We start from the raw sequence: 19,591 nt of genomic DNA on the forward strand, positions 1-19,591 counted from the left end.
CGCCGGGCACTAGCGTCCTGTACTCGTAGAAGTGAGGACAAGGTTGTTCGATTTCTCTGGTTTCGGCAGCATCAACATCGAGACGGTCATCGCCCTTGTCACGCTGATCGGTACCGCGATCGTGTGGCTGCTCGACCGGTACGTGTGGCGCCGCAAGCGGCTCGTCTACCGGGTCCAGGTGGACGCGCAGATCGGGGTGCACCCCCGGCAGAACCGCGCCAAGGAAATGGTCGACATCGAGGTCGTCCACCAGGGCAAGGCGGTCCACGACCCGAGCATCGTGCTGCTGCGGGTGGACAACACCGGCACCGATATCGAGGCGAAGGACATGCAGGGCGCGGTGAAGTTCACCTTCCCGGGCCGCAAGATCGTCCGGATGAAGGTGGTCGAGTCACACCCGCCGGACATCGGTGAGCTGCTCGAGGCCGATATGAAGCCGGCGGAGTACGTCGACAAAGATGCGGTCACGGTGCCGAAGCTCGCGATCAACCGCGGCGACCACTTCAAGTTCCTGCTCGTGCTGTCGGGCAAGGGCAAGGACGTCACGCACTCCGGCTACCTGGCCGGCGGGGCCAACGGCGGCGTTTACCACGAACCGCGGCCGCGCGGCCCGGGCCGGCGGACATTGATCTTCGGCGCGACGACGCTGGTGCTGGTGGGCGCGCTCGTCGCGTTCTTCCTCGTCGACGTGCTGCAGCCGCCGCGGAACTGCGCGTCGGGCGAGCTGCGGGTGATCGGATCCACGGCGGTCGAGCCGACCATGACCGAGCTGCGCAGCGCGTACGTCGCGGAGTGCTCGAACGCGGACATCACGATCGCCGCCAACGGCAGTCGCAGCGGTGTCAGCGATCTGAGCGCGCTGGGTGCCAAGGACGGGAGCGCGGCGAGCAAGGTGATCGCGATGTCCGACGGGCCGGCTGTCGACGCACCCGGCCTGAGCGGCGAGGCGGTCGCGGTCGTCGTGTTCGCTGTCGTCGTCAACCGGGCCGCGGATGTGAACGGCCTGACCACGGCCCAACTGCGCGACATCTACAACGGCAAGGTCACCAACTGGTCGCAGGTCGGCGGGCGGAACCTGCCGATCCGGATGGTCAGCCGCGTCGGCCCGGCCTCCGGCTCACGGCTGGTGTTCCGCGAGAAGGTGCTCGGCGGCGACCAGGAGCTGGGCATCACCTCGGACGACTGCCGACGGGACGACGACGCCGCGACAACGTCGTACCACCGCTGTGAGGTCGGCACGACGGAGGAGCTGCTGACCCGGGTGAACGAGATCGACGGCGCGATCGGGTACGCCGAACTGGGTAGCGCCCGGAAGTACCCGCAGCTCACGCCGGTGACGATCGACGGCGTAGTACCGGACACGTCCAAGGTGGCCGACCGCTCGTACAAGTTCTGGGAAGTCGAGCACGCTTACACGTACAAGGCACCGGCAACGAAGTCGCTGACGGCCGCGTTCCTCGACTACCTGCGCTCGACGCAGGCGCGTCCCGTGCTCGACCGGGGTGACCTTGTTCCGTGCGGCGATCTGCCGGCGGGGTTTTGTGGATAATGCCAGCGGGCCGGGACGATTCGGCAGATAATTTCAGCCATGTACGTCATCGCGCACCTCAGTGACCCCCATCTCGACGGCTCCGAGCAGGCGCGGTCGCGGCTGCAGAAGCTCACGTCGTACCTGCGCGAGTTCCGACGGCCGGTCGACGTCGTGCTGGTCAGCGGCGACCTCGCGGACCACGGGCTGGAGTCCGAGTACGCCGAGCTCGCCGCGGAGCTGAAGCTGGATGTGCCCGTGCTGGTGCTCCCGGGCAACCACGACGTCAGCGCTCCCCTGCGCGCCGGACTCGCGTCGTTCGTCGAGTCGGCGGGTGAGGGGCATCCGGTGCACCAGCTGCACGATGTCGGCGGGGCGCGATTCGTGCTGCTGGACACGTCGGTGCCGGGTGAGGACCACGGGCTGCTGTCGGCGGAGTCGCTCGCCTGGCTCGACGGCGTACTGGCTGAGCCGGTCGACGGTCCGCTGTTCGTGGCGTTCCACCATCCGCCGTTCCCGCTGAACCACCCTGTCCTCGACCAGTGGCTGCTGCGCTCCGGGCCGGAGCTCGAGGCCGTTCTCCGCGGCAAGCCGATCACCGCCATCCTCGCCGGGCATGTGCACAACGGTCTGGCGACCACGTTCGCGGGGCTGCCGTTCCTGGTTGCGCCAGGCGTTCGCTCGACCCCGCCGCTTCCCTTCGAGCCTCCGGCTCCGGGCGGCGGGCTCGTCGACAACACCACGGCGCACCCCGGCCTGGCACTCCACATCTACAACCCGGGCGCTCCGCTCCAGACCCTCTTCCGCCACCCAGCCTGACCAGTACTGTGCTGACATGTACGTGATCGCGCACCTCAGTGACCCGCATCTCGACGGCTCGGAGGAGGCGCGATCACGGCTCCGGCTGATCACGTCGTACGTCCGGGCTTCGTCGGTCGACGTCGTGCTGGTGAGCGGGGATCTCGCCGATCACGGGCTGGAGGCGGAGTACGCCGAACTCGCCGGCGAGCTGGCCTTCGACGTACCCGTGCTGGTCCTGCCCGGCAACCACGACGTCAGCGCGCCGCTCCGGGCACAGCTCGCATCTCTGGTCGAGTCGCCCGGCGACGGTCACCCGATCCACCAGGCACGCGAGGTCGGGATCGCCCGCTTCGTCCTGGTCGACAGCACGGTCCCGGGCGCGGGTCATGGTCTGCTGTCGAAGGACTCGCTGGTCTGGCTGGACGGCGTACTTCGGGAGCCGTTCGACGGGCCGGTGTTCGTCGCGATGCATCATCCACCGCTTGCGCTGCACCACCCGGTGATGGACCAGTGGATGCTGGAAGAGCAGGACGCGCTGGCCGAGGTCCTCACCGGCAAGTCGATCACGGCGATCCTCACCGGCCACGTGCACAACGCGATCGTCACCTCGTTCGCCGGCCATACGGTCCGCGGCGCGCCCGGCATCCGCTCGACCGTCCCGCTCCCCTTCGAACCCTCCAAGGCGACCACCGGCAGCGTCGTAGATCCCACCGCCCACCCCGGGCTGGCGTTCCACGCCCACACTCCGGGTGAACCCCTCCAAACGATCTACAGGTACCCGCGATGACTTTCGAACTCCAGCAGGTAGCCCGGGTCGAGTCGAGCCTCCGCGACCTGGCGGCCGCTCCACGCCAGGGTGACGAAGGCGCTCCCGACGCGTGGATCGTCTTCGACGAGTCGGTCCGCGACGCGCTCGCCGACGTGAAGACCGGCGACGAGCTCATCCTCATCACCTGGTTCGACCGAGCCGACCGCGCCGTACAGAAGGTCCACCCGCGCAGCGACCCATCCCGTCCACCCACAGGCGTCTTCAGCACCCGCTCCCCCGACCGCCCCAACCCCCTAGGCCTCCACCGAGTAACCGTCCTGGCTGTCGACAACCTCCGCCTCCACGTCAACAACCTCGAAGCCCTCGACGGCACCCCGATCGTCGACGTCAAACCAGTCATAGGCGACATCACCGACCGCTGAGGGAAGGAAAGCAGGATGAGTGGTGAAGAGGTGGCGCCGGAGAGTCGGGGCGTCTCGGTACAGGACCTGACCACCGTTGATCTGGGTCCGGAGCTTCCCGGGATGGAGGGACGCCGGCTCCGCATGCGCATGGTGACGATCGCACCGGGAGGGGTGTTCGGGCCGGTCCACGACCACGTGGGAAGACCGGGGACCGTGTACGTCCTGGAGGGCACGATCACAGACCATCGGGACGGAGTATCGACGGACTACGGCCCAGGAGTGGGCTGGCCCGAGGACCGCAAGACCCTGCACTGGCTGGAGAACAGAGGAACTGTGCCCGCCGTGGAGATCTCGGTCGACATCGTCGGCGAATAGACATCGGGCGCCGGCGGGAGCAACCCCCGCCGGCGCCCGATCAGCCCGATCAGCCCGATCAGCCCGATCAGAAGTTGATCATGTGGCCTTCGAGGCCGTGGAACGCCTCTTGGAGGGCTTCGCTCAGGGTGGGGTGGGCGTGGACGTTGCGGGCCAGTTCCTTGGTGGTGAGGTCCCACTTCTGGGCCAGCGTCAGCTCGGGCAGGAGCTCGGTGACCTCGGGGCCGATCAGGTGTGCGCCGAGCAGTTCGCCGTACTTGGCGTCGCTGATGACCTTCACGAAACCGGTCGGGTCGCCGAGGCCGTGGGCCTTGCCGTTCGCGGTGAACGGGAACTTGGCGACCTTGACGTCGAAGCCCTCCAGCCGGGCCTCTTCCTCGGTCCACCCGAAGCTGGCGATCTGCGGCTGGCAGAACGTCGCCCGCGGGATCATCTTGTAGTCGAGCTCCATCGTCTCGTGCCCGGCGATGGTCTCGGCCGCGATCACACCCATCGCCTCGGCCGCGTGCGCGAGCATCAGCTTCGCGGTCACGTCGCCGATGGCGAAGATGTTCGGCACGTTCGTCCGGCAGAAGCCGTCGATGCCGATCGCGCCGCGCTCGGTCAGCTGGACGCCGATCTTGTCCAGGCCGTAGCCGTCGACCCGCGGCTGGAACCCGATCGCCTGCAGGACCTTGTCGGCCTCCAGGGTCTTCTGGGCGCCGTCCTTGCCGGTGACGGTGACCGTGACCTTGTCGCCGGAGTCGTCGATCGAGTCGACCCGCGTGCCGGTCAGCACGTCGACGCCGAGCTTCTTGTACGCCTTGGCGAGTTCCTTGGAAACCTCGATGTCCTCGAGCGGGACGACCCGGTCGAGGAACTCGACGATCGTCACCTTCACGCCGTAGTTCGCCAGCACGTACGCGAACTCGACACCGATCGCGCCGGCGCCGGCGATCACGATCGAGCCGGGCAGTTCCTCGGTGAGGATCTGCTCCTCGTAGGTCACCACGCGGTCGCTCAGCTGGGTGCCCGGCAGCAGCTTGGTGGTCGCGCCGGTGGCCAGGATGCAGTTGTCGAACGTGACGGTCTCCGACGAGCCGTCGTTCAGCGTCACGTCGAGGGTGTTGGCGTCGGTGAACGAGCCCCAGCCGTCGAACTCGGTGATGTTGTTCTTCTTCATCAGGAAGTGGACGCCCTTGACCCGGCCGTCCGCGACCTTGCGGCTGCGCTGCACCGCGGTCGGGAAGTCGAAGGTCACCTCGCCGCTGATGCCGAAGGTCTTCGCCTCCGTCCGGAAGATATGCGACAGCTCGGCGTTCCGCAGCAGCGCCTTGGACGGGATACAGCCGACGTTCAGGCAGACACCGCCCCAGTACTTCTTCTCGATGATGGCGGTCTTGAGGCCGAGCTGGGCTGCGCGGATCGCCGCGACGTACCCACCCGGACCCGCGCCGAGGACAACAACGTCAAAGTGCGAGGCCATGCAGTGAACTTTAATAGGTCGCCCCAGCAGGGTCCGTGTCCCGGGTACTCTAGGGGTGCGCGTGAGGCTGCACGGGGAACATTCCGCATGGGGGTCCGATGGATCTGGGGAGACGTCGGGGGTTGCGATTCGCGGCTTTCGGCACACTGCTGGCAGTGGTCGCACTGCCGGCGTACGCCGACGACCCCACCCCTCCGCCACCCGCCTCCGTGACCGACGTCAACCGGTCCCTCGAACAGCTCCAGGCCGAGGCCGCCGCCGTCCAGGCCGACTTCGCCAAGGCGACCATCGCCTACACCAAGGCGCTGAAGGACGCGCAGACCGCCGAAGCGGCCGCGAAGAAGGCGGAGGCCACCGCAACGGTCTCCAAGGGCAAAGCCGACGAGGAGCGCCGCCAGCTCGGCCTCCTGACCGCGCAGGCGTACCAGTTGGGCATCCCGACCGTCATGGGCACCGAGTCGATGCTCTGGTCCCTCGCCCCGGTCGCGGAGAACCTGCAGGAGATCGCCGACCGGCAGACCGCCATCACGCAGCTCGGCAGCACGCAGGTCTCGCAGTACCGGACGGCGATGGAGGCCGAGTCCGAGTCGATTCGGCTCAAGTCCGAGGCGACCACCAAGCGGCAAGCCGCGAACGACGCCGCCGCCAAGGCGCAGGACCTGAACAAGCAGGTGCAGCAGAAGGCAGCGGATGCGTCAGCGGCGATGGCCGACCAGACCGCCGACTTGGACGTCGCCTCCGCGCTGTCCAAGCAGCTGCAGCTGGTCCGCAACCAGCAGGCACTCGCGCGCTGGCAGACGTACCTGACCGAGCTGACGTCCGCGAAGATCACTCCCCCGGCAGCCGCCGTGCTCAAGAACCCGGCCAAGCTCCCCGCCGGACTCGCGCCGCTGACCCGCCGAGGTACGCCGGTCCCGGGTGTCGCGTCCGCAGCGGTCGCCGGCCGCACCGTGCGGGTGATGTCCGCCGAGACCATCCGCGCGGTCAACCAGGCCTTCAGCCTCGTCGGCAAGCCGTACGGCGTGGCAGCGACCGGACCGGACAAATACGGATGCCTCGGCGCCGCCCGGGTCGCGTGGCAGCCGTACACGACACTGCCGAACCTGGTCGGCAAGGTGTACCCCGACTACCAGGCCGTCCCCAACGCCTGGATCCAGCCGGGCGACCTGCTCGTGATGGGCAGCAAGTCGCTCGGCCTCGTCCACATCGGCATCGCTCTCGACAACGGCGAGATGATCGCCGCCGACGAGGCCAAGGGCTCGGTCGTCGTCACCGCCGTCCCCGACAACCTGTACGCCGCGCTCCGTCCGACCCTCGGCGCGCCTGCGAAGCCGCAGGTCGCCCCGGTGGGGACGTCCGACGCGTACGCGTTCCGATGCGGCAACACCGCGACGTCGTACAACGTCGGCTCGGGCGACTGGACGTGGCCGCTGCCGGACGGCACCTACGAGATCGGTACGCCGTTCGGTCAGTCCGGGTCGATGTGGTCGACCGGCTTGCACACCGGCCAGGACTTCCCCGCCCCGGTCGGTACGACGGTCCGCGCGGTGACGTCCGGCGTGGTCTCGGTGGAGCACCCCGCATGGGCCGGCAACCTGGTGCGCATCGACCACGGGAACGGTCTGGAGACGTTGTACGCGCACCTGAGCCGGATCGATGTGACCAGCGGACAGCAAGTGACAGCCGGACAGCAGATCGGTGCCGTCGGCAGCGAGGGCAACACGACCGGCCCGCACCTTCACTTCGAGGTCCGGCTGGGCGGCGAGCCGGTCAACCCGATGCCGTTCCTGGCGACCGGTTCGGCGAGCACCGGCTGGGGTGGCTACAGCAACGGCATGATCCCGGCGAGCAAGCTGTGCGGGATCGGCGGCGGGCACATGCTCCGCTGCGACGCCTCCGCGGCGTACCTGCAACTCTCCAGCGCCTACCGCGCCCGGTTCGGCAAGTCGCTGTGCATCACCGACTCCTACCGCTCGTACGCGTCCCAGGTGGACCTGTACGCGCGCAAGCCGTCACTGGCTGCCCTCCCCGGCACCTCCAACCATGGCTGGGGCGTGGCCGTCGACCTCTGCGGCGGGATCGACAAGTACAACACCACCCAATACCAGTGGATGAAGTCGCACGCCCCGTCGTACGGCTGGGTCCACCCGGGCTGGGCCGAGCAGGGCGGCAGCCGCGAAGAGCCGTGGCACTGGGAGTTCGGCAACCCGGCCAGTTCGTAGCTGCCCGGTAGGCTGGCGTTGTGGCCGAGCATGAGAGTCCCGACCGCACCGATCACAACATCACGTTGGATGCTGCGGACGACCGGTGGGAGTGGCGGAGGAGGATTCGCCAGAATCCACGCAAGCTGCTGTTCTACCGGATCGGCGTGGGCGTCCTCGGCGGTCTGCTGATCATCGCCGCACCGCTGACCGGCTGGCTGCCGGGCCCGGGCGGGATCCCGCTGTTCATCGCCGGCCTCGCCGTGCTGGCCAGCGAGTTCGAGTGGGCCCAGCGGCTGCTGTACCGCGTCAAGGACTGGGTGAAGGCACTCACCGCCTGGACCGGCAAGCAGCCCGCCTGGCTGAAGACGCTCGGGACCCTCGCGCTGCTCCTCTGCGTGCTCGTCGCGATCTGGCTCTACATGGCCGTGCTCGGCGTCCCGGGCTGGCTGCCCGACTCGTGGGAGTCATTCCTGTACAAGCTTCCCCTCCTGCCCTGAGCCCGCGCCGATCGAGTAGTCCGGCAGCTCGATCAGTTCGCTCATCTTCTGCGCCATCTTGATCATCTGGTTGTTGAAGAACGGGATGTCGAGGATCCGGTTCCGCGCCGTCAGCCCGAACCGGGTGGCCGGCGCCATGAACGACCCAGCGCGGCTACCGTCCTGGGTCGCCGACACCGACTTGCGCAGCCGCGCCTCGTACCGGTCGAACGCAGTACGGAAGTTGTTGCCTGCCTGGGCCAACTCCCCCGCGAGCACGTAGGCGCCAACGACCGCCGTACCCGTCCCGAGGGCTCCGAACGTCGCGCCGTACCCCGCGTCGCCGAGCAGCACGATCCGGTCGGTGGACCAGCGATCCACGCTCACCCGGCTGATCGAGTCGAAGTACAACTCCGTTGCCGCCGGCAACCCCTTCAGCAGCTCCGGCACATGCCAGCCCAGACCGGTGTACTGCGCGCGCAGGATCGCCTTCTGCTGGTCGAGATCGCGGCGGTCGTAGGTCAGCTCCTTCGACTTGAACACGAACAGCGTCTGCGCCAACCCCGGGTCGCGACGGTCCGCGCCGACGCTCGCCAGCTTCCCCGGCACGTTGTACATCAGGGTGTCCCCACTGATCCCCAGCGTGTTCGGGACCTCCCAGCCGCCCACGTAGTAGTTCAGGTGGCGCTCGACCACCCGCTCCTTCGGCCACGCCAGCCGCCGTACGACGGAGTGCATGCCGTCAGCCCCGATGACCAGGTCGTACGTGTCCTCGAGCCCGCTCTCGAACCGCACATCCACGCCGTCCGCGTGCTCCTTCAGACTCGCGATCGAGTCTCCGAAGCGGTACGTCGCCTGCGCCCGGCTGTGCTCGTACAGGACCCGCGACAGGTCTGCCCGCAGTACCTCCAGCTCCCCGCCGGCGAACTCGGCCGGCAACCGCATGAGCTGGCGGCCCGACGCGTCGACGAACCGCATCGCGTTGCCGCCGGTCTGCAGCGAGCGCAGGTCCGACAGCACCCCCATCCGGTCCAGAACCGTCGTGAACACCTCGCCGCGGAAGTCCACGGCGTACCCGCCCTGCCGCAGCGCCGGGGCGATCTCGACCACCGTCACGTCATGCCCCGCCCGACCGAGCCAGAGCGCCGCCGACGGCCCCGCCACGCTCGCACCCGATACCAGAACCTTCATCCTTCGACCTCCTGAGCAGTAATTGTGTCTGCCGGACACAGTAAAGTGTATGGTAGACACAGTTCAAGTCGGTTTCAGTTCGAAAAGGATCGAAGGATGTCTGAGCTGCTCTGGAGCAAGCCCGCGCCGCCGAGCCGCGGCCCGAAGCCGGCAGTGACGCTGGCCGGGATCGCCGAGGCGGGCATCCGGATCGCCGACGCGGAGGGCCTCGACGCCGTCTCGATGCAGCGGATCGCCGGCGAGCTGCCGGTGACGAAGATGGCGCTCTACCGGTACGTTCCCGGCAAGACCGAACTGATCGCAGTCATGAGCGACCTGGCCATGGGCGCCCCACCGGACCGCCCGGACCTACCGTGGCGCGAGGCGCTCTACACCTGGACCATGGATCTGTACGACGGCTTCATGCGCCATCCGTGGCTGCTGCTGTCGACCGTCGGCCGCCGCCTGCTCGGACCGAACGAGCTCACCTGGATCGAGCGCGGCCTGGCAGCGCTCACCGGCACCGGCCTGACCGGCGGCGAGCAGCTGGACTCGATCCTGGTCATCACCAGCCACGTCCGGAACATCGCCCAGCAGTCCACGACGTTCCCCGGTCACACCACAGGCCTCACCGAAGAGGACATGCAGGAGTCGCTGGCCCAGATCCTCGCCACCGAGGCTGAGCGCTTTCCGCACCTGACCACTGCGATGCGGACGGCGGCCGGCAGCGAGAACCAGGGGCTGGAGTTCGGTCTGCAGCGGATCCTGGACGGTCTCGAGCTCCTGATCAACGGTAGGAAGGTGTCGACTTGACCGCATTGAAACGTTGCCGATAGACCGATGCGGACAGGCCGTAGTGCGACTTGAATCGGCGGGCGAAGTAGTTCTGGTCCGGCCAGCCGACCGACTCCCCGATCCGGCTGATCGGCAGGTCGGTGTGCAGCAGCCGGTCGGCCGCGAGCTCGACGCGATGACGCGACAGGTACGCCATCGGCGGCAGCCCCGTCACCGACTTGAACAATCGGACCAGATACCCCGGCGCGAGGTGCAGCTCGCCGGCCAGATCGGTCAACGTCCAGTGCTTCGCCGGATCGGCCTCCATCAACCGCATCGCATCGAGTACGGCGGGGTGCGTGTGCCCGCGTCGCTCGTCGCGGTCGGTCACGGTCCGGGCGACGCAACTCAGGTACAACGACAGCCAGCCGATGATCTCGGCACGGTTCCGGCTGAGCGGCTGGTCGCGCAGCTGGCGCAATCCGTCGAGGTGCCCGACGGCCTCCTTCACCGTGTCCGGCTCGAGGTGCGTGGCGAGCATGCCGCGGCGCTGCGCGGAGAACGGCCCGGTCCACAACAGGTAACCCAGTAAGGGATCCTCGCGTGCCCAGGCCAGTTCGCGGCGGACCAGATCGGCCGAGAAGCAGCAGTTGTAGATCTCGAGCGCGTCGCAGTCGACGTACTCGTGCCAGACGCCCGGACGCAGCAGGATCGCATCGCCGGCTTGGAGTTTCTGCCGTCCCGCGAGGCTGTGGTGGACGCCCTCACCGCCGGTGACGAGCACCAGTTCGAAGAAGCTGTGGGTGTGCAGCGGGTGGGACTTTTCGTGCACGTGTGGACCGGCGTGCACGACCGTCCCTTCGACGAAGTGCAGCACCGTTCCACGGGTCCTCACCGGCTCGTCGGCTGCTTCCGACATGGGTTCACGATACGAGCCAAGGTGCAGATCGTGCTAGACCGAGTGCACTTCGGGCTACTCGCGGGCGACTGGCGGGCACAGGATCGGGGAACAGGCGAAACGTCCCGCCGACAATCAACCGAAGAATCACCCCGCTGTGACAGCGCACCCAATGAATCGTTTCACTCGCGACTTGGAGCCTCATGTCGAACCTCGCCGCACCCACCGCCCTCCGCTTCGAGCATCGACCCGCCCCCGCTGTCGGGATCGGTACCGCGACGCCCCGGATCTCCTGGCAGGTCCCGGCCGCGGACGCCGGCTACGCCCAGACGGCGTACGAGCTCGAGATCAGCACCGGCACGACCCAGGCGTTCACGGTCCAGTCCCCCGACCAGGTCCTGGTCCCCTGGCCGGCCGAACCACTCGGCTCGCGTCAGCGGGCGCAGGTCCGCGTCCGGGTGCGCGGCAACGACGACTGGAGTGAGTGGAGTGAGCCCGCGACCGTCGAGGCAGGTCTGCTCTCCGCCGACGACTGGACCGCACGGTTCGTCAGCCCGCGTGAGAACCCGCACGGCTCCCCCGCTCCCTTGATCGCGGGCGTCACGAACCTTCCGGAAGGCATCGTCAACGCTCGCCTGTACGCGACGGCGTACGGGATCTACATCCCCGAGCTGAACGGGCAGCGCGTCGGCACCGAGGAGCTCGCCCCCGGCTGGACGGCGTACCAGTACCGGCTGCGCTATCAGACGTACGACGTGACCGAGCTTGTCCAACCTGGTGAGAACAAGCTCGAGTTCCTCGTCGGCAACGCCTGGTACCGCGGGCGGATCGGCTTCATGCACCAGAAGCAGCTGTACGGCGAGCGCCTCGCCGTACTCGCCCAGCTCGAGGTCACCACCGACGACGGCCAGGTCCACACGTTCGGCAGCGACGGCTCCTGGACGTCCCGCGAGAGCAACGTCATCGCCGACGACCTGTACGACGGCCAGACCACCGACCTCCGCAAGCAGCCCGGCGAGCCGACGCCGGTCGACGTACTCGACGCAGACCTGAACCTGCTCGTCGCTCCAGACGGGCCGCCGGTCCGGATCACCGACGTCCTGCCCGCGATCGAGATCAGCACCTCGCCGTCCGGCAAGACGCTGGTCGACTTCGGGCAGAACCTGGTCGGCCGCATCCGGCTCAAGGTCCGCGGCGGCGCCGAGGGCGACGAGATCGTCGTACGCCACGCAGAAGTCCTCGAGAACGGCGAGCTCGGCGTCCGTCCGCTTCGCACCGCCAAGGCCACCGACATCTACTTCCTGGCCGGGCCGGACGAGGTCGTGCTCGACTCGCCGCTCACCTTCCACGGTTTCCGGTACGCCGAAGTCACCGGGGTGAACGCTCTCGCCAAGGAGGACCTCGAGGCGATCGTCGTCGGGACCGATCTGCAGCGGACCGGCTGGTTCGACTCGTCCAACGAGCTGCTCAACCAGTTCCACCAGAACGTCGTGTGGGGCATGCGCGGCAACTTCGTCGACGTACCGACCGACTGCCCGCAGCGCGACGAGCGCCTCGGGTGGACCGGCGACATCCAGGTCTTCTCCCCCAGCGCGAGCTTCCTGTTCGACACGGCCGGCTTCCTGACGAACTGGCTTGCCGACCTGGCGGCCGAGCAGCAGAAGGACGGCTCGGTGCCGTACGTCGTGCCGGACGTACTGCGGCACGAGGGCCCGGCCACAGCGGCTTGGGGTGACGCGGCAACGATCGTGCCCTGGGTGATCTACGAGCGCAGCGGCGACGCCGGACTGCTGGCTCGGCAGCTGCCGAGCATGCGCGCCTGGGTCGACAAGATGGCCGACCTGGCCGGCAGCGATCTGCTCTGGTCCGGCGGCTTCCAGTTCGGCGACTGGCTCGACCCGACCGCTCCCCCGGAGAACGCCTTCGCCGCCAAGGCAGACCCGGACGTGGTCGCGACCGCGCACCTGGCCCGCTCGGCGGAGGTGGTCGGCAAGGCGGCGGAACTCCTCGGCCATGACGATCTGGCCCGCGAGTACACCGACCTGGCCGCCCGGGTTCGGCAGGCGTTCGCGACCGAGTACGCGACCGACGGCGGGCGCGTATTGAGCGACGCGGCAACTACTTACGCGCTGGCGCTGCAGTGGGCCTTGCTCCCGACCGATACCCAGCGGCAGCGGGCCGGCGAACGTCTCGCCGACCTGGTCCGCACGGCGGGTTTCCGGATCAGTACCGGATTCGTCGGTACTCCGCTGATGGCCGACGCACTGGCCGATTCCGGACATCCTGACCTGGCCTACCGCCTTCTGCTACAGACAGGTTGCCCCTCTTGGCTGTACGCAGTGACGATGGGAGCCACGACGGTCTGGGAGCGCTGGGACAGCATGCTGCCCGACGGCAGCATCAACCCCGGCCAGATGACGTCGTTCAACCACTACGCGCTCGGTGCGGTCGCCGACTGGATGCACCGCCGGGTCGCCGGCCTCGCGGCGGCCGAGCCCGGTTACCGCACGATCGACGTACGGCCGCTGTTCACCGAGCAGCTCACGAAGGCATCCGCCAAGCACCTCACGCCGTACGGCGAGGCGTCGGTCGCGTGGACCCGCGCTGACGGGCAGGTCACGCTGTCGGTGACCGTGCCGGTCGGGTCCCGCGCCAAGGTCGAGGTACCTGGGCAGGGTCTCGTCGAGGTCGAGCACGGTACGCACGAATGGACCGCTGACGACCCGTTCGCCGAGCTGCCCGAGCTCGCCGCGGACGCCACGATCCGGCAACTGATGGACCACGAGCCGACCTGGACCGCACTCGCGACGGCGGCCGCCGAGACCGGGGTCGTCACCGACGACGCCGAACTGGCCGCCCGCCTCGAGCGGTACCTCGACCAGCCGGCCGGCGGACTGGTCGAGGCGATCAGCCCGCGTGGATTCACCCCGAGCGCAGAGGCCCTCAAGGCCAAGCTCGAAGCCCTGCTCAACCACTGATCCCACCCACCCGACGACCGCCCCGCTGCTTTTGAACAACATCCCTTGGAGGTCAAGATGAGGTTCCGCCCAGGAACTAGCGGACTCGCGCTTCTCGCGGCGAGCTCGCTGGTGCTCACCGCGTGCAGCGCGGGCAGTCTCGGATCCAGTAGCGACTCGGGCAGCAAGGGCTCGGTCGAGATCACGTACCTGATCGGCAACCAGGATCAGGACATCGCAGAGGCCAACCAGCTGATCAAGGACTTCACCGCGAAGAACCCTGGTATCACGATCAAGACCGAGACGCGCCCGGCCGGCACGGAGGGCGACAACATCGTCAAGACCCGGCTGTCCACCGGCGACATGCCCGATGTCTTCGGCTACAACACCGGGTCCTTGTTCCAGGCGATCGCGCCGCAGAAGAATCTCGTGTCGATCAACGACCAGCCGTACATCGGCAACCTGGACGACAACTTCAAGAAGACCGTGACCGCCGACGGTCAGGTGTACGGCGTACCCGTCGGCGGATTCATGGGCGGCGCGGTGCTCTACAGCATCCCGGTCTACCAGAAGCTCGGCTTGAAGGTGCCGAAGACCTGGGCCGAGTTCATGGCCAACAACGCCAAGATCAAGGCCCAGGACCCTGGGGTCGCCCCGGTGATCCAGACGTACGGCGAGACCTGGACCTCGCAGCTGTTCGTCCTCGGCGACTTCCACAACGTCTCCGCGGTCGACCCGTCGTTCGCCGACGACTACACCGCGAACAAGGCGAAGTACGCGACCAACCCGGCCGCGCTGAAGGGCTTCGAGCACACCGAGGCCGTCCACGACGCTGGCTACGAGAACAAGGACTTCGCCTCGGCCAAGCTGCCGGACGGGCTGAAGATGCTTGCCACCGGCAAGGGTGCGCACTACCCGAACCTGTCCGGGGTGGTCGCGAACATGGTCGCCACCTACCCGGACGCGGCCAAGACCGTCGGGCTGTTCGCGTTGCCTGGTGACGATGCGAGCAAGAACGGCCTGACGCTGTGGACGCCGGGCGGGCTGTACATCCCGAAGACCACCACCGGCGACAAGCTGGACGCGGCGAAGAAGTTCCTGGCCTTCGTCGCCAGCCCGGACGGCTGCGCCTCGCAGACCGCCGCCGGCGCGCCGACCGGTCCGTACGCCGTCAAGGGCTGCACGCTCGGCGACGACGTGCCGCAGGCGATCAAGGACATGCAGCCGTACCTGGACAAGCCGGGGTCGTCGAGCCTGGCGCTGGAGTTCCTCTCGCCGGTCAAGGGCCCGTCGCTCGAGCAGATCACCGTCGAGGTCGGCTCCGGCATCCGCAAGGCCAAGGACGGCGCCGCGCGGTACGACGAGGACGTCAAGAAGCAGGCCCAGCAGCTCGGCCTGGCAGGTTGGTGAGGTCCGTGGCGATCACCTCGGTGAAACCACGTGAGCGTAGTAAGGCGCGACCGGCCGCTTCGGCGGCCGGGAGCAAGGTCTACCGTCCGTACTCGAACTGGTTCTACCTGCCGACCGCCATCATCTACGGCGTGCTGTTCCTGGTCCCGACGTTCGCCTCGCTCTACTTCAGCCTGACCCGGTGGAGCCTGTTCGAGTCGAAGTTCATCGGGCTGGACAACTTCAAGTTGTTCTTCCAGGAGCCGGCGCTGGTCAAAGGCTTCACCAACACGCTGATCTACGCCGTCATCACGTCCGGGTCGAAGGTGGTGCTCGGGCTGCTGCTCGCGGTCCTGCTGACGTCGCAGATCGTTGCCCGCGGCTACCTCCGGTCGGTGGTGTTCTTCCCGGTGCTGGTCTCGACGATCGGCGTAGGCCTGACCTTCACCGTGCTGATGAACCCGGAGAAGGGCCTGATCAACGAGTCGCTCGGGCTGCTCGGGATCAGCGGTCCCGGCTGGCTGACCGATCCGAAATGGGCGCTGCTCTCGGTGGCCGCCGTCGACGTCTGGAAGGGCGTCGGTCTCGCGACGCTGATCTACATCGCGGGTATCGTCTCGATCCCCCGTGAGTACATCGAGGCCGCCCGGGTCGACGGCGCGACCTCGTGGCAGCAGTTCTGGAGGATCGTGCTGCCGCTGTCCCGGCCGGCCACCGTGACCGTCATCATCTTGTCGCTGATCGGCGGGCTGCGGTCCTTCGACCTGATCTGGGCGATGACCCGCGGCGGGCCCGGGTTCACCTCGGACGTGATCGCGTCGGTGATCTACAAGCAGTACCAGGCCGGGTTCTACGGCCTGTCGACGGCGGGCAACGTGGTCCTGTTCATCACCGTCACCGCGATCATCCTGCCGTTGTCGTGGTTCCTGAACCGCAAGGAGGTGGACCTGTGAGCACCGCGGAACTCGTCAACCACCGGCCGGCCCGGAAGTGGATCCTCAGCACGGTCGCGATCGTCGTGTCGCTCGTGGTGTTCGTCATCCCGTTCGCGTTCATCGTGCTGACCGCGGTCAAGGACCGGACCCAGTCGGCCGACCTGAGCTTCTCCTGGCCGCACCAGTTCCGCTTCGTGCAGAACTTCATCGAAGTGGTCGAGGCCCGCGACTACATGCTGGTGATCGCGTTCATCAACAGCACGATCCTGACCGTGGTCAGCGTCACCGGGATGGTGGTGCTCGCGGCCATGGCCGGGTTCGTGCTGCAACGCCGCAAGAGCCGGTGGAACGGGTTCATCAACTTCCTGGTGCTGGCCGGCCTGATCATCCCGCCTGCCGTCGTGCCGACGATCTGGGTGCTGCAGAAGATCGGGCTGTTCAAGACGATGCCGGGGCTGATCCTGATCGAGATCGCCTACGGGTTGTCGTTCTGCATCCTGCTCTTCCGGGCGTTCGTCGCGACGATCCCCCGGGAGCTGGACGAGGCGGCGATCATCGACGGCGCCGGGCCGTTGCGGCTGTTCTTCCAGGTCGTGTTCCCGCTGCTGAGATCCGTGATCGTGACCGTCGTCGTGGTGCAGTCGGTCAATGTGTTCAACGACTTCGTGAACCCGTTGTACTTCCTGCCCGGCGACCAGAACGCGACGGTGCAGCTGACCTTGTACAACTTCTCCAGTCAGTTCACGACGCAGTACAACCTGCTGTTCATGGACATCCTGCTGATCACGATCCCGCCGCTGATCATGTTCCTGTTCTTCAACCGGCAGATCGTGGCCGGTCTGACGTCCGGAGCGATCAAGGGGTAGGCGGTTTGCGGACCAGGTGCGCCGCCTGCGCCTTGTCCTTCTCGCCGGGCATCGCCGCGCGCGTCAGGGTCGCCACTTCGGCGAACCCGGCGCCGGCGAGCAGCCCGGCGACGTCCGCGGGGTCATAGCTGTAGACCTCGAGGTCGAGGTCGTGTCCGTAGGCGTTGCTCAGGTGACGGCTACCGCCGCCGACCTTGAAGCCGTGCACGAGGTAGCCGCCGGGCCGCAGCACGCGGTACAGCTCCGCGAACACCGTCGGCAGGTCCTCTCGTGGAGTGTGAACGAGCGAGTACCACGCGAGGGCTCCGGCGAGCTCGCCGTCCTTCAGATCCAGATCGAACAGCGACCCGACCTCGAACCGCAGCTCGGGATACTCCCGCCGCGCCACCTCGATCATCCCCGGCGTCAGGTCGACCCCGAACACATCCAGACCGCGCCCGGCGAGGTACGTCGTGATCCGCCCGGTCCCGCAGCCCAGGTCGCCGACCGGCCCGCCCTCGACCAACTGGGCGAAGTAGTCGAGCGCGCCCTTCTCGAACGGATCGTCGTGGTGGTAGTCCCGCAGGATCGCGTGGTAGTCGGCGGCAGCAGTGTTGTATGACCCTTGGATGTCGTTCACGCGAGGACTCTAGAGAGCCCTTCCGACAGTTTCTGGTAGTCCGCCAGCGAGTTGTAGGCGTGCGCCGACAACCGGATGAACTTGCGGTCCTCGAACCCGGTGAACGTGATCTCGGCCTTCAGTTCGCGCGAGATCCGCATCTTCAGCGCATCGCCGCCGGACAGGTCCACCGAGGACGGCAGCTCGACCAAGCGCATCGTCGTCGGCGGGTGGACGACCTCGGCGATACCGGTGCCCAGCGACTTCGCCAGGATCCGCGCGCCTTCCTCGACCAGCGCGGTCAGCTGAGGACGCCGGGTCGGCCAGTCCAGCTCGGCCAGGACACGCAGCGACTCCGGCGCGGCGATCCAGGGCACGTAGTCGTACGTGCCCTGCATGTCGAAGCGCTCCGGCATCCGCTCGTCGTACTCCGACCACGAGACGATCAGCGGCATCGTTGCCGTGCGCCACCGTTCCGCGACCACCAGACCGGCGGTCGCCCGCGGCGCGGCCGGCCACTTGTGGAAGTTGCCGGTCCAGAAGTCGGCGCCCGCAGCGGCCGGCGCATCGATCAGCGCCGGGGCATGCGCGCCGTCGACCACGATCGGTACGCCGTGCGCGTGCGCCGCCTCGACCAGTGCGTCGACCGGCAGGACCTTCGCCGTACCGGAGGTGATCTGGTCGACGATCAGCACGGAGGCGTTGTCGAGGCGGTCCGCGATCAGCGAGACCACAGTCTCGTCGTCGGCCTCGAGGGGGATGTGGACGATGACGATCTCGGCCTGGTGTGCCTTGGCGAACCGCTCGGCGGCGTACCGGACCGCGCCGTACGTGTGGTCGGTCAGCACGATCCGGCTGCCTGCCGGGATCGGCAGCGTGGCGAGTGCGACGGTGACGCCGGCGCTCGCGTTCGGGACCAGGGCGAAGCCGGCCGGGTCTGTTTCCAGGAACGCTGCCAGTGCCAGGCGGCTCGTGGTCAGCCGGTCGGCGACCGTACGGAACCAGACCATCGGGTTGGCGTCCATCTCGGTGCGCAGCTCGGCCATCACCTCCTGGGTCCGGCGCGGCACAGCGCCGTACGAGCCGTGGTTGAGGTGGAGGACGCCTGGGTCGAGGGTCCACAGGTCGGGGCGGGGGCTGAGTACCGTCACCACCCAAACGGTACATACTTCCTGTCGTGTACCCCTACCTCGACCACGACGGCCCGATCGCGATGGCTCATCGAGGCGGCGCGAAACACCCCGAGAACATCGGCTACGAGAACTCGCTGCACGCGTTCCAGAACGCGGTCGACCTCGGCTACACCTACCTCGAGACCGACCTGCACGCGACCAGTGACGGCGTCGTGATCGCGTTCCACGACGACAAGCTCGACCGGGTCACCGACCGGACCGGCGTGATCGCCGAGCTGCCCTGGTCCGAGGTCAGCAAGGCCAAGATCAACGGCCACGAGCCGATCCCCCGCCTGGACGAGCTGCTCGAGCACTTCCCGGAGATCCGGTTCAACCTCGACATCAAGGCGGAGGGTGGCCTGGAGCCGGCTGCGGCGGTGTTGCGCGCCGCGAACGCGGTCGAGCGCGTCTGCGTGTCGTCGTTCTCCCAGTCCCGCGTACGCCGGATCCGCAAGCTGCTCGGGCCGCGGCTGTGCACCGGGTACGGCGAGTTCGAGATCGTGCTGATCCGGTTCCTGCCGTTCGCGCTGCCGTCGGCCGGCGCCTGCCTGCAGATCCCGCAGGCCTACGGCCCGCTGCGCGTGCTCACACCCGGTCTGATCAAACGAGCGCATGCCAGGGGCAAGCAAGTGCACGTCTGGACGGTCGACGATCCCGCGGAGATGCGGCGACTGCTCGATGCCGGAGTCGACGGCCTGATCACCGACCGGACCGATCTGCTGAAGGACGTCATGGTCGAACGGGGCCAGTGGCCGTAACGGGCACTGAAGTGTTATCCGCGGGTACCCCGGATCGTCCCGCGAACCTGAC

General features: G+C 67.8%; 18 protein-coding genes. 13 read left to right on the forward strand and 5 right to left on the reverse strand.

From position 1 onward, the window contains the following. Positions 1–31: 31 nt before the first annotated feature. The 5 genes from EV645_RS34530 to EV645_RS34550 are packed head-to-tail and all read left to right on the forward strand — an operon-like array spanning position 32 to position 3,877. A complete protein-coding gene (locus EV645_RS34530; RefSeq protein WP_157997229.1) occupies positions 32–1,549 on the forward strand; it encodes a PstS family phosphate ABC transporter substrate-binding protein in 1,518 nt (505 codons plus the stop codon). 39 nt (positions 1,550–1,588) lie between these two features. Beyond that, the gene (locus tag EV645_RS34535; RefSeq protein ID WP_130448267.1) at positions 1,589–2,347 is read left to right on the forward strand and encodes a metallophosphoesterase; all 759 of its coding nucleotides are present in this window, start codon (positions 1,589–1,591) and stop codon (positions 2,345–2,347) included. 16 nt (positions 2,348–2,363) lie between these two features. Continuing rightward, positions 2,364–3,116 carry a metallophosphoesterase gene (locus EV645_RS34540; protein WP_130448268.1) on the forward strand — a complete coding sequence of 251 codons (753 nt, stop codon included), beginning with the start codon at positions 2,364–2,366 and terminating at the stop codon, positions 3,114–3,116. Then, positions 3,113–3,520: a tRNA (N6-threonylcarbamoyladenosine(37)-N6)-methyltransferase TrmO gene (tsaA, locus tag EV645_RS34545; RefSeq protein WP_130448269.1), complete on the forward strand. Its 408-nt coding sequence runs from the start codon at positions 3,113–3,115 to the stop codon at positions 3,518–3,520. Before EV645_RS34540 ends, tsaA begins: the two co-directional genes overlap by 4 nt. Before the next feature lie 15 nt (positions 3,521–3,535). After that, positions 3,536–3,877, forward strand: a complete 342-nt coding sequence (locus EV645_RS34550; RefSeq protein ID WP_130448270.1) for a cupin domain-containing protein — start codon at positions 3,536–3,538, stop codon at positions 3,875–3,877. A 67-nt stretch (positions 3,878–3,944) separates the two neighbouring features. Here EV645_RS34550 and lpdA read toward each other — a convergent pair whose 3' ends face one another. Then, positions 3,945–5,342, reverse strand: a complete 1,398-nt coding sequence (gene lpdA / locus EV645_RS34555; RefSeq protein ID WP_130448271.1) for a dihydrolipoyl dehydrogenase — start codon at positions 5,340–5,342, stop codon at positions 3,945–3,947. A 155-nt stretch (positions 5,343–5,497) separates the two neighbouring features. Between lpdA and EV645_RS34560 the strand changes: the two genes are divergently transcribed. Further along, positions 5,498–7,564: a peptidoglycan DD-metalloendopeptidase family protein gene (locus EV645_RS34560; RefSeq protein WP_242000840.1), complete on the forward strand. Its 2,067-nt coding sequence runs from the start codon at positions 5,498–5,500 to the stop codon at positions 7,562–7,564. Between the two features lie 20 nt (positions 7,565–7,584). Then, complete coding sequence (locus tag EV645_RS34565; protein WP_130448273.1) at positions 7,585–8,043, forward strand: PGPGW domain-containing protein; 459 nt, start codon at positions 7,585–7,587, stop codon at positions 8,041–8,043. Here EV645_RS34565 and EV645_RS34570 read toward each other — a convergent pair. Further along, entirely contained in the window at positions 8,011–9,213 is a 1,203-nt protein-coding gene (locus EV645_RS34570; protein WP_130448274.1) for an FAD-dependent monooxygenase, read from the reverse strand. The genes EV645_RS34565 and EV645_RS34570 overlap by 33 nt on opposite strands. Before the next feature lie 96 nt (positions 9,214–9,309). Here EV645_RS34570 and EV645_RS34575 point away from each other — a divergent pair, with 96 nt between their 5' ends. Beyond that, positions 9,310–10,005 (forward strand): TetR/AcrR family transcriptional regulator, encoded by a 696-nt coding sequence (locus EV645_RS34575; protein ID WP_130448275.1) that lies wholly within the window; start codon positions 9,310–9,312, stop codon positions 10,003–10,005. Here EV645_RS34575 and EV645_RS34580 read toward each other — a convergent pair. After that, positions 9,980–10,885 (reverse strand): AraC family transcriptional regulator, encoded by a 906-nt coding sequence (locus tag EV645_RS34580; RefSeq protein ID WP_130448276.1) that lies wholly within the window; start codon positions 10,883–10,885, stop codon positions 9,980–9,982. The genes EV645_RS34575 and EV645_RS34580 overlap by 26 nt on opposite strands. 182 nt (positions 10,886–11,067) lie before the next feature. Between EV645_RS34580 and EV645_RS34585 the strand changes: the two genes are divergently transcribed. The 4 genes from EV645_RS34585 to EV645_RS34600 are packed head-to-tail and all read left to right on the forward strand — an operon-like array spanning position 11,068 to position 17,011. Further along, positions 11,068–13,842 (forward strand): alpha-L-rhamnosidase, encoded by a 2,775-nt coding sequence (locus EV645_RS34585; RefSeq protein ID WP_130448277.1) that lies wholly within the window; start codon positions 11,068–11,070, stop codon positions 13,840–13,842. Positions 13,843–13,899: 57 nt separating this feature from the next. Beyond that, entirely contained in the window at positions 13,900–15,231 is a 1,332-nt protein-coding gene (locus tag EV645_RS34590) for an ABC transporter substrate-binding protein (RefSeq protein ID WP_130448278.1), read from the forward strand. 5 nt (positions 15,232–15,236) lie between these two features. Further along, positions 15,237–16,163: a carbohydrate ABC transporter permease gene (locus EV645_RS34595; protein ID WP_242000841.1), complete on the forward strand. Its 927-nt coding sequence runs from the start codon at positions 15,237–15,239 to the stop codon at positions 16,161–16,163. Continuing rightward, the gene (locus EV645_RS34600) at positions 16,160–17,011 is read left to right on the forward strand and encodes a carbohydrate ABC transporter permease (protein ID WP_130448280.1); all 852 of its coding nucleotides are present in this window, start codon (positions 16,160–16,162) and stop codon (positions 17,009–17,011) included. Before EV645_RS34595 ends, EV645_RS34600 begins: the two co-directional genes overlap by 4 nt. Here the strand turns inward: EV645_RS34600 and EV645_RS34605 are convergent. Together EV645_RS34605 and EV645_RS34610 are read right to left on the reverse strand one after the other, a co-directional pair. Next, complete coding sequence (locus tag EV645_RS34605) at positions 17,001–17,630, reverse strand: class I SAM-dependent methyltransferase (RefSeq protein WP_130448281.1); 630 nt, start codon at positions 17,628–17,630, stop codon at positions 17,001–17,003. The genes EV645_RS34600 and EV645_RS34605 overlap by 11 nt on opposite strands. Beyond that, positions 17,627–18,760: an aminotransferase class V-fold PLP-dependent enzyme gene (locus EV645_RS34610; protein ID WP_242000842.1), complete on the reverse strand. Its 1,134-nt coding sequence runs from the start codon at positions 18,758–18,760 to the stop codon at positions 17,627–17,629. The genes EV645_RS34605 and EV645_RS34610 overlap by 4 nt, the downstream gene beginning before the upstream one ends. 26 nt (positions 18,761–18,786) lie before the next feature. Between EV645_RS34610 and EV645_RS34615 the strand changes: the two genes are divergently transcribed. Continuing rightward, positions 18,787–19,539 (forward strand): glycerophosphodiester phosphodiesterase family protein, encoded by a 753-nt coding sequence (locus tag EV645_RS34615; protein WP_198682054.1) that lies wholly within the window; start codon positions 18,787–18,789, stop codon positions 19,537–19,539. Positions 19,540–19,591 lie beyond the last annotated feature (52 nt).

The organism is Kribbella rubisoli (assembly GCF_004217145.1).
Classification (GTDB): domain Bacteria; phylum Actinomycetota; class Actinomycetes; order Propionibacteriales; family Kribbellaceae; genus Kribbella; species Kribbella rubisoli.